Origin of the sequence: Pseudomonas sp. NFPP28, from assembly GCF_900115535.1 — a bacterium.
Classification (GTDB): Bacteria; Pseudomonadota; Gammaproteobacteria; order Pseudomonadales; family Pseudomonadaceae; genus Aquipseudomonas; species Aquipseudomonas extremorientalis.
Window position 1 is genome coordinate 368,721 of the sequence record NZ_FOWT01000009.1, and the last position, 13,085, is coordinate 381,805.

Annotated in this window: 13 protein-coding genes; 2 read left to right on the plus strand and 11 right to left on the minus strand. The window is 58.7% G+C overall.

The window, feature by feature from the left end:
• Positions 1 to 8: 8 nt before the first annotated feature.
• The 11 genes from BM110_RS23895 to BM110_RS23945 form a co-directional block, all read right to left on the minus strand.
• Entirely contained in the window at positions 9 to 1,970 is a 1,962-nt protein-coding gene (locus BM110_RS23895; protein WP_093514281.1) for a DUF7844 domain-containing protein, read from the minus strand.
• Positions 1,967 to 2,287 carry a DUF2388 domain-containing protein gene (locus tag BM110_RS23900; protein ID WP_058424449.1) on the minus strand — a complete coding sequence of 107 codons (321 nt, stop codon included), beginning with the start codon at positions 2,285 to 2,287 and terminating at the stop codon, positions 1,967 to 1,969. The genes BM110_RS23895 and BM110_RS23900 overlap by 4 nt, the downstream gene beginning before the upstream one ends.
• Before the next feature lie 26 nt (positions 2,288 to 2,313).
• The gene (locus BM110_RS23905) at positions 2,314 to 2,622 is read right to left on the minus strand and encodes a DUF2388 domain-containing protein (RefSeq protein ID WP_092250853.1); all 309 of its coding nucleotides are present in this window, start codon (positions 2,620 to 2,622) and stop codon (positions 2,314 to 2,316) included.
• A gap of 80 nt (positions 2,623 to 2,702) precedes the next feature.
• Positions 2,703 to 3,023, minus strand: a complete 321-nt coding sequence (locus BM110_RS23910; RefSeq protein ID WP_071490967.1) for a DUF2388 domain-containing protein — start codon at positions 3,021 to 3,023, stop codon at positions 2,703 to 2,705.
• Positions 3,024 to 3,159: 136 nt separating this feature from the next.
• Entirely contained in the window at positions 3,160 to 3,345 is a 186-nt protein-coding gene (locus BM110_RS23915) for a DUF1127 domain-containing protein (RefSeq protein WP_092250850.1), read from the minus strand.
• A gap of 263 nt (positions 3,346 to 3,608) precedes the next feature.
• Positions 3,609 to 3,824 carry a DUF1127 domain-containing protein gene (locus tag BM110_RS23920; RefSeq protein ID WP_012721550.1) on the minus strand — a complete coding sequence of 72 codons (216 nt, stop codon included), beginning with the start codon at positions 3,822 to 3,824 and terminating at the stop codon, positions 3,609 to 3,611.
• Positions 3,825 to 4,142: 318 nt separating this feature from the next.
• A complete protein-coding gene (locus BM110_RS23925) occupies positions 4,143 to 5,636 on the minus strand; it encodes an acetyl-CoA hydrolase/transferase family protein (protein ID WP_093514282.1) in 1,494 nt (497 codons plus the stop codon).
• A gap of 179 nt (positions 5,637 to 5,815) precedes the next feature.
• Positions 5,816 to 7,252, minus strand: a complete 1,437-nt coding sequence (locus BM110_RS23930; protein ID WP_071490970.1) for an NAD(P)(+) transhydrogenase (Re/Si-specific) subunit beta — start codon at positions 7,250 to 7,252, stop codon at positions 5,816 to 5,818.
• Positions 7,252 to 7,572, minus strand: coding sequence for an NAD(P) transhydrogenase subunit alpha part 2 (locus BM110_RS23935; RefSeq protein ID WP_093120104.1), 321 nt, complete (start codon positions 7,570 to 7,572; stop codon positions 7,252 to 7,254). The genes BM110_RS23930 and BM110_RS23935 overlap by 1 nt, the downstream gene beginning before the upstream one ends.
• 15 nt (positions 7,573 to 7,587) lie before the next feature.
• Positions 7,588 to 8,709, minus strand: coding sequence for a Re/Si-specific NAD(P)(+) transhydrogenase subunit alpha (locus BM110_RS23940; RefSeq protein WP_093514283.1), 1,122 nt, complete (start codon positions 8,707 to 8,709; stop codon positions 7,588 to 7,590).
• Between the two features lie 452 nt (positions 8,710 to 9,161).
• A complete protein-coding gene (locus BM110_RS23945; RefSeq protein ID WP_093514284.1) occupies positions 9,162 to 10,061 on the minus strand; it encodes a LysR family transcriptional regulator in 900 nt (299 codons plus the stop codon).
• Positions 10,062 to 10,219: 158 nt separating this feature from the next.
• Between BM110_RS23945 and BM110_RS23950 the strand changes: the two genes are divergently transcribed.
• Together BM110_RS23950 and BM110_RS23955 are read left to right on the plus strand one after the other, a co-directional pair.
• Complete coding sequence (locus tag BM110_RS23950; RefSeq protein ID WP_093120099.1) at positions 10,220 to 11,401, plus strand: acyl-CoA dehydrogenase; 1,182 nt, start codon at positions 10,220 to 10,222, stop codon at positions 11,399 to 11,401.
• Between the two features lie 12 nt (positions 11,402 to 11,413).
• Positions 11,414 to 12,634 carry a CaiB/BaiF CoA transferase family protein gene (locus BM110_RS23955; RefSeq protein WP_092250838.1) on the plus strand — a complete coding sequence of 407 codons (1,221 nt, stop codon included), beginning with the start codon at positions 11,414 to 11,416 and terminating at the stop codon, positions 12,632 to 12,634.
• Positions 12,635 to 13,085 lie beyond the last annotated feature (451 nt).

Here is a 13,085-nt window from a genome sequence, read left to right on the forward strand (position 1 = left end):
TGAGGTTTTTAGGGCAGTTCGAGGCCGCCGGCGGCTTTGTGCAGCCTGCGCAAGTGTTCGCCCACCAGCTTGAGGTTGGCTTCACAGGCGGCAATCTCGGCTGAGCGGGAAGGCTCCAGCAGTGCCCTCACCTCTTTATCCAGTTCGCCGGTCAGCGATTGCAGCTGCTTCTGGCGCTCGGCGCTTTCCGATTCCAGGCGCGTGGCTTCCGAAGGTTGCGGCAAGCCATAGCCGCCGCTGCCGAGCAGTTCCGCCGGGCGACTGAGGAAACCGCTGTTGGCGAGGATCTGTTGCAGCGTGGCGTTGGCTTTTTCCATGCCACCGTTTTTCAGCTCGCGGGCGCCGAGGTAGCGTTGTTTGACTTCGTCCTGGGCCAGCATCAACTGCTTGCGAAAGCTCGCCTGCTCCAGCAGCAGCAACGCGGCGCTGGTGCGCAGATCGGCCTGGTCGAACCACTGGCGACGCTCCTCGGCGCTCAGGGATAGCCAGTCTTCGACCTGGGTCTGTTTGATCGGCAGGTGTTTGCGCAGCACGTCGAACATGGCTTGGTAGCGTTCGCGGAAGGAGTCGAAGTGATAACCCAGGCGCAATGCCCTGCGTTTGTCATCCAGCACACTGGTGTCGGCCAGGCCGCGTGCGCTCAGCACCTCGAGCAAGCCATTGGGGGTGATGTTGTCCAGGCCGGTCAATTGCGGGTTGGCGCTGCCGCTGCGTAGCAGTTTCAGGCTTTCCACCGCGCAGTTGTTGGAGATGAAGAAGTAGTTGCCGTCGTAGCTCCAATGCATTTCGGCGGCATGCTCGACGGTATCGTTGATTTCCTGGCGGGTCAGTTTCAACGGCACCGAGGCCAGGCCGCGCAGCTCGGTCTTGGTGTATTCATCGATCACTTGCGCCAGCGGCAGCACGAACAGCCGCGAGGGGTATTTGCCGACCAGGCCATCCCAACTCGACAGCTGTACGTCACCGACGAACGCGCGATAGGAAAGAACTAGATGCTGGTCCAGGTCCAGTCGGCAATCCGGTCCACGCGGGCGGCCCGGTGCGCAGATCACCAGGCGCAGCATGCTGTGGCCCCAGCGGCTGACCAGGTTCTGGTTGGCTTCGGCCAGCAGGTAGTCGATCTCGTAGACGCGCTCCGGGTCCACACGGCCCAGCGGTGTCTTGGCAAAATCGTTACCGGCATTGAGGAACGCGTAGGTGCTGGCGCAGGTGTCTTGTTGCGGCGGGGCCCAGCCGAAGTGTTCCTTGTAATAGCGGAACAGCGCGGGACGGCGGCAGGCGTAGCTAGGGTCGAGGAGGAAATACTCCATGTTGACCGCGACGAACTCCAGCGGGCTGGTGGTTTCGTAAATGTCCGGGCTGCGAGCCACCTGATGGTTGTGCTGTTCACGCTCGCCACGGCGCCCGACGTATTGCGGCCAACCGGCCAGATCCAGCAGGCGTGGATCATCGCTCAGGGTAAAGCGCCGGCCATTCTGGCCACGGCATTGATCAGGCAGGCCGATCAGGCCGGTGAGGTTGTTCTGGCGGCTGCAGCGATTGATCAGCGTGCGGTCTTCTTTGGACCACAGGCGCGCACGGTCATAGATGTGGGTCAGTTCATGCAGCACCGTGGCGAGCATTTCCCGGCGCACAGTGCCGTGGGGGCGATTGGTTTTCTGGGTGGCGGCGCTACCGTCGGTCAGGCTGGCCAGCAGGTTACTGTTGAGGTCCAGCTCGGACACGAGCGAGGCTTGCCCGTAGGCGTTCTCGGGCATCTTGTCGGTCCAGCCGACATCAATGCGCCGGTCCAACTGCTCGACGAAGCGTGGCGGCAGGGAACGCATCGCTTCGTCGAGCAACGCCTGGCTGGCCTGTTGTTCAGCCGGGCTCAGACCTTCGGTCTTGAGTCGCAGCTGCAGGCTGGCCTGGGCTGCGCTGGCGCACAGCAGCACTGCCCCGGCCAGGAGCCAGGCGACGATTCGCCTCACAGTGCGAGGATGGCTTCGGCGAGGGTCTGGTCGCTGGCGTCGCGGGCTTCCGGCAGGCGTGTGCGCAGGGTGTCGAAGGCGGCCTCAAGGTGGGCGCCACGGATCTCGCCATTGCTGGCGACGAAACTGGCGGCGTCATCGTGGGCTTCGCGCACGACTTTGGAGTCGCGGATGGAGGTGGTGGTGTCCGAGGTGAAATCAATGGTGCGGCCGGAGGCGCGAACAATGATGTTACTGGTGGCCACCAGCGTATGCGCCTGGGCGATGTCGGCCAACAACAGCAGGCCCAGGGTGGCAGCAATCAGCGGGCTACGCATGGAATGACTCCAAAAAATAAGGATGATTATTGGACGAGAATTGCCTGCGCCAGTTCAAGGTCGCTGGCGTTAAGTTTTGGTTGGCTGCGGCGCAGATAATCCAGTGCCGACTCCAGCCGCGCGCCCCGCCATTGGCCGTCAGTGGCGATAAACGCAGCGGCGTCATCCTGGGCGGCCATTATCACTTTTCTGTCGAAGGGTGCGGAGGTCACCTTGCTGGTGACATACGCGCTCACGACGGTGCTCTGGGTGGTGAGGTCAAAGGCTGAAGCCATCGGCGACCAAGCGAACGAAAACAACGCAGGGACGATTAAAAGGCGGTATGAAAAAACCATGGCACTCGACAACTGAAAACGAGCGCCAAGGCTAGCGCAATGCCCGGGCGAGAGCCAGCGCTCGGGCGTCCGCCTTGTCGTCAGATGGCCAGGATGGCTTGGGCCAGTTGTGCGTCAGTGGCAGTGTTCAATTGCGGCGCCTGCTGGCGGATCTGGGCCAGGGCGCTTTCCAGCTTCACGCCACGGATGGCGCCTTCGCTGGCGACAAAGCTGGCAGCGTCGTCACGGGCTGCACGCACGACCTTGTTGTCACGTAGAGAGGACGTGGCATCGGAGGTGGCGTCGGAAGTGGCCTTCAGCGCGCCGACGATGGAGTCGGTGGTCACGATGAAGCTGCTCGCGTTGGCGTTGGCAGCCAGGGCCAACAGGGTGGCAGCACTCAGCAGGCGAAGACGGGACATGGGATGACTCCAGTAGATGAACGGATAAGGTGGCGCAGGGCAGCCATTGGGGATCAGACGCCTGTACTACGCGGTTCGCCACGTGGTGACTGGATATTAAGCCGCCGCTTATCCGTTCGGGAAGCGCCTTGACTGCCTAGTCACGCCAGAACGGCTTGGACAGCTCGGCCATTCGGTCGCCCTGGCTGATGCCGACGTCGGAGAGCTCCCGGGTATCAAGCTGCGACAGTTGGCGTCGTTCATAAGCGTGGCGTAGCCATTTAGCCAGGATGGAGGCTGCCTGGCGTGGCAGTCGCTTATAAAGGGGGGGTGACGTATCCATGGTGAGTACCTTTCATGAGGTCTTGGAACACCATGTTGGCTGGCGGCGTCCGACCGATACAGATACACCAATATTAAATTGTACTGCTTAACTGTTATATTTTTTTTAACTGTACCTATTGCTGCGCTAGGCTTCTGTTTTCCGTTAAAAATCCGAATCCCGGAAACAACAAAGCCCGCCTCCGGTTTCCCGGGGCGGGCTTTGTTTTGACAAATCAGGTTGCTGGCAGTGGACCCGTCAGGTCAGGGCCAGCGAGCGCTGAATCAGCGCCAGAACGGCTTGCTCAGCTCTTCGTAGCGTTGAGCTTCGCTGATACCTGCGTCAGCCAGCAGACGCGAATCCAGACGAGCCAACTGGTGGCGGCTGGAGATGCGGCGCTGCCACAACATCAGGTTGGCGATAACGCGCAGAGGCAGGGAGGCCTGGGTGTTTACAGCTTTTTCTTCGAAGAACAGTTCGGAACTGAGTGTACGTTCCATGATGACATCCTTCCGCTTGTGGCGGGATTAGGTAGTGGTTTAACTGATGCCAATGATCCTCTTCCGGCGCAACACTCTCTAGATACAGTTCACCTGTATTGTGAGGGGCCAGTTAACTGTTTATAGCTGCTGTACTGTACGTAAATGGGGCAACTGTACCTGTACGCACTGAAATAGTGCGAAATAGGTATTTTCGGTGAGATTCGTAGGATATTTCGGTAGGAAATGACCGGTACAGCAGTACAGTTTTATCAATAAGTCGAGGCGAATCCATCGAGCTGATGAAACTGTATTTGCATCAGCTCGGATCTGTATCAATCACGCCTTGAGCATGTGCCCGGTTTCTTCCAGGTTGATGTGCCAGCTCAGTGCTTCGCGCAGGATGTGCGGGGTATGCCCGCCGATGGCGCAGGCGGCATCGAAGTAACTGTTGAGGGCATCTCGGTAGGCCGGGTGCACGCAGTTGTCGATGATTACCCTGGCCCGCTCCCGTGGCGCCAGGCCACGCAGGTCGGCCAGGCCAATCTCGGTCACCAGGATGTCGACGTCATGCTCGGTGTGGTCCACGTGGCTGACCATTGGCACCACGCTGGAAATTGCGCCCCCCTTGGCAATCGACTTGGTGACGAAGATCGCCAAGTGCGCATTGCGCGCGAAATCCCCGGAGCCACCAATGCCGTTCATCATCCGTGTACCGCAGACATGGGTGGAGTTGACGTTGCCGTAGATATCGAATTCCAGCGCGGTGTTGATGCCGATAATGCCCAGGCGCCGCACCACTTCAGGGTGGTTGGAGATCTCCTGCGGGCGCAGTACCAGCTTGTCCTTATAGTGTTCCAGGTTGCCGAACACGTCGGCGTTGCGTCGCTCCGACAAGGTGATCGAGCTGCCCGAGGCGAAACTGAGCTTGCCGGCGTCGATCAGGTCGAAGGTCGAATCCTGCAACACTTCCGAATACATGGTCAGTTCTTCGAACGGCGACTCGATCAAGCCGCACATCACCGCGTTGGCAATGTTGCCGATACCGGCCTGCAGCGGGCCGAGCTTGTTGGTCATGCGGCCGGCGTCGACTTCCTGCTTGAGGAAGTTGATCAGGTGATTGGCGATGCCTTGGGTGTCGCTGTCGGGCGGCGTCACCGTGGAGGCGGAGTCGGCCTGGTTGGTGATCACGATGGCGACGATCTTTTCCGGTGGGATCGGGATCGCGGTGCTGCCGATACGGTCATCAACTTTGACCAGCGGGATCGGCGTTCGCGTCGGCCGGTAGGTCGGGATATAGATGTCGTGCAACCCTTCCAGGTTCGGGTTGTGCGCCAGGTTGATTTCGACGATCACCTGTTTGGCAAAAATCGCGAAGCTGGCCGAGTTGCCCACAGACGTGGTGGGCACGATATGCCCTTGTTCAGTGATCGCCACCGCTTCAATCACCGCGATGTCCGGCAACTTGAGTTGGTTGTTGCGCAGTTGTTCGACGGTTTCCGACAAGTGCTGGTCGATGAACATCACTTCACCGGCGTTGATTGCCTTACGCAGGGTGCTGTCGACCTGGAAAGGCATGCGTCGTGACAGTACGCCCGCTTCGGTCAGTTGCTTGTCCAGGTCATTGCCCAGGCTGGCGCCGGTCATCAGGGTGATTTTCAGCGGCGACGTCTTGGCGCGTTCGGCCAGGGCGTGGGGGACGGCCTTGGCTTCACCCGCACGGGTGAAACCACTCATGCCGACGGTCATGCCGTCCTCGATCAGTGCGGCGGCGTCTGCCGCGCTCATGACCTTGTTCAACAACGAAGGCAAGCGGATGCGATCACGGTACATGGATTCTTATCTCAGGCTGCGGAAGCAAGGTGCGCAGTTTAGTGATTTCAAAAAATTTCGGCCCGCTACCATGGTCGAATGCCAGGCAGCGATTTAGAGCCTTTGGTCGGGTTTCATGCAGTAATAAAAAACCCCAGCCTATCGCAGGTCGGGGTTTCGAGTATTGCGCTGAGGCAGTGTTACTCGACGGCTTTGACCATGTCTTCGATGACCTTCTTGGCATCACCGAAGACCATCATGGTCTTGTCCAGGTAGAACAGTTCGTTATCCAGCCCAGCATAGCCACTGGCCATCGAGCGCTTGTTGACGATGATGGTCTTGGCTTTGAACGCTTCGAGGATCGGCATGCCGGCAATCGGCGAGTTCGGGTCGTTCTTGGCGGCCGGGTTGACCACGTCGTTCGCGCCCAACACCAGCACCACGTCGGCTTGGCCGAACTCGGAGTTGATGTCTTCCATCTCGAACACCTGGTCGTAAGGCACTTCGGCCTCCGCCAACAGGACGTTCATGTGTCCAGGCATGCGGCCTGCCACTGGGTGGATCGCATATTTAACGGTGACGCCGTGGTGGGTCAGCTTCTCGGTCAGTTCTTTGAGCGCGTGTTGCGCCCGCGCCACCGCCAGGCCATAGCCCGGGACGATGATCACGGTGTCGGCGTTGGTCAGCAGGAAGGTCGCATCGTCCGCAGAGCCGGACTTTACCGGACGTGCTTCTTTTGAGCCCGTTGCTGCACCCGCATCCGGCGCATTGCCGAAACCGCCGAGCAGTACGTTAAAGAAGGAACGGTTCATCGCCTTGCACATGATGTAAGACAGGATCGCGCCGCTGGAGCCCACCAGGGAGCCGGCGATGATCAGCATCGAGTTGTTCAGCGAGAAACCGATGCCCGCCGCCGCCCAGCCGGAGTAGCTATTGAGCATCGAGACAACCACGGGCATGTCCGCGCCGCCGATCGGGATGATGATCAGCACGCCGAGCACGAAGGCCAGGGCCAGCATCAACGCGAAGGCGGTGAGGTTGCCGGTGAACATAAACGCCAGGCCCAGGCCAAGTGTCAGCAGGCCGAGCACCAGATTCAACTTGTGTTGGCCGCCGAACTGTACCGGTGCACCCTGGAACAGGCGGAACTTGTACTTGCCCGACAGCTTGCCGAACGCAATCACCGAACCGGAGAAGGTGATGGCACCGATGGCTGCGCCAAGAAACAGTTCCAGGCGGTTACCGGCAGGGATCGAATCGCCCAGGTGTTTGACGATGCCCAGTGATTGCGGCTCGACTACGGCGGCAATGGCGATGAACACTGCAGCCAGGCCGATCATGCTGTGCATAAAGGCGACCAGTTCGGGCATCTTGGTCATTTCCACGCGCTTGGCCATGATCGAGCCGGCGGTGCCGCCGATCAGCAGGCCGACAATCACGTAGCCGATACCAGCAGTGGCGAGTTCAGCGCCGAGCTTATAGATGAGGCCCACGGTCGTGAGCACCGCCAGCGCCATGCCAAGCATGCCGAAAAGGTTGCCGCGTCGCGAAGTGGTCGGGTGTGACAGGCCTTTAAGGGCCTGGATAAAGCAGATCGACGCGATCAAGTAGAGCGTCGTAACCAGATTCATGCTCATTACTTAGGCGCCTCTTCTTTTGCTTTCGGGGCTTTCTTTTTGAACATATCGAGCATGCGGCGCGTCACCAGGAAACCGCCGAACACGTTCACTGCTGCCAAGGCCACGGCCAGGGTGCCCATGGTCTTGCCCAGGGGCGTCACGGTGAGTGCGGCGGCGAGCATGGCGCCGACGATCACAATCGCCGAAATCGCGTTGGTCACCGCCATCAGCGGCGTGTGCAGTGCGGGTGTGACGTTCCAGACCACGTGGTAACCGACATAAATCGCCAGCACAAAGATGATCAGGTTGTAGATACCGGGGGAGATAAGCTCTTCCATCGTCTGAATCCCTGCTTAGGCGTTTTTACGGATGACTTGGCCGTCGCGGCACATCAGGCACGCGGCGACGATGTCGTCTTCGAGGTTGATTTCAAACTGCCCTTCCTTGGTGAAGACCAGCTTCAGGAAGTCCAGCAGGTTGCGCGCATACAAGGCTGACGCGTCGGCAGCGACGGCACCGGCCAGGTTGGTCGGGCCGCAGATGATCACGCCATTTTCCACTACTACTTGGTCGGCGACGGTCAGCGGGCAATTGCCGCCTTGGGCGGCCGCGAGATCGATCACCACGGAGCCGGGCTTCATCCGTGCCACGGTTTCAGCGCTGAGCAACGTCGGAGCTTTACGGCCTGGGATGAGGGCGGTGGTGATGACGATGTCAGCTTGCTTGGCGCGTTCGTGCACAGCCAGGGCCTGGCGTTGCATCCAACTGGTGGGCATCGGGCGAGCGTAACCGCCGACGCCGACGGCGCATTCGCGTTCTTCGTCGGTTTCGTAAGGCACGTCGACGAACTTGGCACCGAGAGACTCGATCTGCTCTTTTACGGCCGGGCGTACGTCGGACGCTTCGATGACGGCACCCAGGCGTTTCGCTGTGGCGATGGCCTGCAAGCCCGCCACACCGGCGCCGAGGATCAGCACGCGAGCAGCCTTGACGGTGCCCGCGGCGGTCATCAGCATCGGCATGAAGCGCGGATAGTGATGAGCGGCGAGCAGTACCGCCTTATAGCCGGCGATGTTGGCCTGGGAGGACAGCACGTCCAGGCTCTGGGCCCGCGAGGTGCGCGGTGCAGCTTCCAGGGCGAAGGCTGTAATACCGCGCTCGGCCAACTTGGCAATGGTTTCGTTGCTGAACGGATTGAGCATGCCGACCAACACGGTGCCACTTTTGATCAGCGTCAGTTCGCTGTCGCTGGGGGCTACCACCTTGAGAATCAGCTCTGCGCCAAACGCATCGTTGGCACTGCCAATGGTCGCGCCTGCCGTTTCATACGCACTGTCGACGATGCTGGCCTTGATGCCTGCTCCGCTTTGTACAGTGACCTTATGGCCCTGGCCGATCAGCTTCTTGATGGTTTCCGGGGTGGCAGCCACCCGCGTTTCACCGGTATGGGTTTCGAGAGGAACACCAATGTGCACGTCAAATCTCCTGCATGATCTTTTTGCTTTTGATCTTTTTGTAAAAAGGCCAGTGCACCGCGAGTGGCGCAACTGGGGCGGCCGATCAGCACGATCCCGCTGAAATGACAGCGGGGCGCGGCATTTTGCAGGCGAACTTTACGGCCTTCAAGGGATTATGACGGGTGACGAAAAATTAACTACAAGTCACCCTGTGACTGATTGTCGCAATGCACTGAATTAAGCTGTTCAAATACATAGGCTTAAAGGGTTTCGCACGCTTTTCCAATATTTTTGCATGGTTGGTGTGAATGGTCGGCCATTGGCTTGCAATAGTCGCTATAAGCCACGTAATTAATGGCTTTCAGCTGTATTTTTACCTTTGAGATACGGTCTGTTTAAATGCGACATATATATACATCTGTAGGACTGTAAGTTGATTGACTACAAAGTCAGCAATGTTGTTTTAGCCTTTAAACATTGGAGCTGTAGCGTTGCGACTGGTCGATGAGCCAGTCTCTGAACGCGTGCAACGAAGCGGATTCGATTTTTCTGTCGGGAATCATCAGGTAATAAGCCTTCGTACTGCTCAGCGCCTCGGGGCTTGCTATCACCAATTGGCCATCGTTCAGTTCACGCTGGATAAGGAACGGGGGGATCAGCGCGATCCCCATGTCATGCATGGCCGCTTGGGACAACATCGAGAATAGCTCGTAACGGGGGCCTGTCATGTCGCGTGGGATGTTCAGATGTTGGGCGTTGAACCATTGGCGCCAGGCGTAGGGTCGTGTGGTTTGCTGCAGAAGCGGCAGTTCTGCAATCGCCTGGGCGCTGAACTGCGCACGGTCACCCAATAGTCGAGGGCTGCATACGGGTACAGGATTTTCGCCCATCAGCCGGTGGGATTCGGTACCGGACCAGTCGGCGTCGCCAAAGTAGATGGCGGCGTCGAACTCTGTGTCGGCAAACAGGAAAGGTCGGGTTCGATTCGTGAGGTTGACCGTGACCTCGGGGTGCTGGCGTTGGAAATCCTTGAGGCGAGGTATCAACCATTGAGTGCCAAACGTCGGGACTACGGCCAGTTCGATGGTGTTGGCGCCCTGCTGGCCCATGACGGAAAGCGTATCGCGCTCCACCGCATCCAGTTGCGTCGCCACGCGACGGCTATACGACAGCCCCGCCTCTGTCAGCTTTACCCCGCGCCGTGAACGGCGAAACAGCTCGACACTTAAAAACTCCTCGAGACTGGCGATCTGTCGACAGATAGCGCCTTGAGTGATCGAAAGCTCCTGCGCAGCCTTGGTGAAGCTCTCGTGGCGGGCTGCCGCTTCAAAACTGACCAAAGCGGTGGTACTGGGAATTTTCCTGCGCATATACCGTGTCCTCACTTGCTAGGGCGCATATACGCCATTTTTGGCTGCTTCGAAGTGAGAAATTAGCACAACCCTATGCGGAAACCTCGTTTGCCCTACGCGCATGGCGGGCCTACGCTGGCTCCACGACTTCCGATTTCTTCCGCGAGGGCTTATTCATGGCTGGCAAGGCAAGCTTCAACTGGATCGATCCACTGCTGCTGGATCAGCAGCTCACCGAAGAAGAACGCATGGTGCGCGACAGTGCTGAGCAATTTGCTCAGGACAAGTTGGCGCCGCGTGTGCTCGAAGCCTTCCGCCATGAAAAGACAGACCCTGCGATTTTCCGCGAGATGGGCGAGACGGGCCTGCTCGGCGCTATGATTCCCGAGCAGTACGGTGGCAGTGGCTTGAATTACGTCAGCTATGGGTTGATCGCACGCGAAGTGGAACGTGTTGACTCGGGCTATCGTTCGATGATGAGTGTGCAGTCGTCGCTGGTCATGGTGCCGATCAATGAATTCGGCACTGAGGCGCAGAAGCAGAAGTACCTGCCCAAGTTGGCCTCTGGCGAGTGGATCGGTTGTTTTGGTCTGACAGAGCCTAACCACGGTTCCGACCCGGGGGCGATGATTACTCGCGCACGCAAGGTGGAAGGTGGCTACAGCCTGACGGGCGCAAAGATGTGGATCACCAATAGCCCGATCGCGGATGTGTTTGTTGTGTGGGGCAAGGACGATGCCGGCGATATCCGTGGCTTTGTCCTGGAGAAAGGCTGGAAGGGCTTGAGCGCTCCGGCGATTCACGGCAAGGTCGGGCTGCGCGCCTCCATCACCGGTGAAATCGTGATGGACAACGTGTTCGTGCCGCAAGAGAACATCTTTCCGGATGTGCGTGGCTTGAAGGGGCCTTTCACATGCTTGAACTCTGCACGCTATGGCATCTCCTGGGGGGCGTTGGGGGCTGCCGAGTTTTGCTGGCATACCGCTCGCCAATACACGCTTGATCGCCATCAGTTCGGCCGTCCACTGGCGGCAACTCAGTTGATCCAGAAGAAGCTGGCAGACATGCAGACCGAGATTACTCTGGCTCTGCAGGGTTGCCTGCGTCTGGGGCGCATGAAGGATGAAGGCACGGCGGCGGTTGAGATCACTTCGATCATGAAGCGTAACTCGTGCGGCAAATCCCTGGACATTGCACGGATGGCCCGGGATATGTTGGGTGGCAATGGGATTTCCGATGAGTTCGGAGTGGCGCGTCATCTGGTCAACCTCGAGGTGGTCAACACCTACGAGGGCACTCATGACGTGCATGCCTTGATTCTGGGGCGTGCGCAAACCGGTCTTCAGGCGTTCTATTAATAGGAGCACGGCATGGGCGCGCTTTCGCACCTGCGGGTGCTGGATTTATCTCGAGTACTGGCGGGCCCCTGGGCCGGGCAGATCCTTGCGGACCTTGGGGCTGAGGTGATCAAGGTCGAGCGGCCGGGTAGCGGCGACGATACGCGCGCCTGGGGGCCACCCTTCCTCAAGGATGCCTATGGTGAGAGCACCAGTGAGGCGGCGTATTACCTGTCGGCCAATCGCAATAAGGAGTCGGTGACAATTGACTTCACGCGGCCGGAGGGGCAGGCGCTGGTGCGTGAGCTGGCGGCCAAGTCGGACATCCTGATCGAGAACTTCAAGGTGGGTGGTCTCGCGGCTTACGGGCTGGACTATGAATCGCTCAAGGAGATCAACCCGGAGCTGATCTACTGCTCGATTACGGGGTTTGGGCAAACAGGGCCCTATGCGGCGCGTGCTGGTTATGACTTCATGATTCAGGGCTTGGGCGGGCTTATGAGTCTGACTGGCCGTCCAGAGGGAGAAGAGGGGGCTGGGCCGGTGAAGGTTGGCGTAGCGCTGACGGACATTCTCACGGGGCTTTACTCGACCGTGGCGATACTGGCGGCACTGGCTCATCGGGATCATGACGGTGGCGGGCAACATATCGATATGGCATTGCTGGATGTACAGGTGGCATGCCTGGCCAACCAGGCGATGAATTACCTGACGACAGGTGTGCCACCAAAGCGCCTGGGGAACGCCCATCCGAATATCGTGCCTTATCAGGACTTTCCCACAGCCGATGGCGACTTCATCCTGACGGTGGGTAATGACGGGCAGTTCCGCAAGTTTGCCGAAGTGGCTGGGCAGCCACAGTGGGCAGATGATCCACGCTTTTCTACTAATAAGGTGCGGGTGGCCAATCGGGCAGAGCTGATTCCTCTGATACGTCAGGCTACGGTGTTCAAGACGACGGCGCAGTGGGTCTCGCAGCTGGAGCGGGTGGGGGTGCCTTGTGGGCCTATCAATGACCTGGCGCAGGTGTTTGCCGATCCTCAGGTGAAGGCGCGTGGGCTGGCGATGGCGCTGCCTCATTCGTTGGCAGGGATGGTGCCTCAGGTTGCCAGCCCGATACGGTTGTCCAAGACGCCGGTGGAGTATCGTAGTGCGCCTCCTCTGCTGGGAGAGCATACGGCCAAGGTGCTTCAGGAAGTATTGGGGCTGGGGGTGGCGAATGTGGTCGCATTGAAGGCTGCGGGCGTCATCTGAATTCTTTCTTCATATATAGAGAGCATTAGCGGCGCTTTATTGGTGGTTTTTTAATCAACTCTAACTAATTGATAGAAAAGCAAAATTAAGGGTTGACGGCAGCTTCTGGAAGTCTATAATTCGCCCCACTTCCGGCGCAGTCGAAACGGAAAACTCCTTGGTAAACAAAGAGTTACGCAGAATTCGACAGCGACTTGCTTCAGTTCATCGAAGCCCAGAAGCAGTTGATAGGGCAGTGTTGTCTGGCTCTATTAACGTTTCGATCTTCTCGGTCGAAAGCGGAGAAAAAGAGGTGTTGACAGCAGCGTGTAACGCTGTAGAATTCGCCTCCCGCTAACGAGAGATCGGAAGCGCAAGTGGTTGAAGTTGTTGAAGAAATCTTCGAAAACTTCTGAAAATAATCACTTGACAGCAAATGAGGCTGCTGTAGAATGCGCGCCTCGGTTGAGAC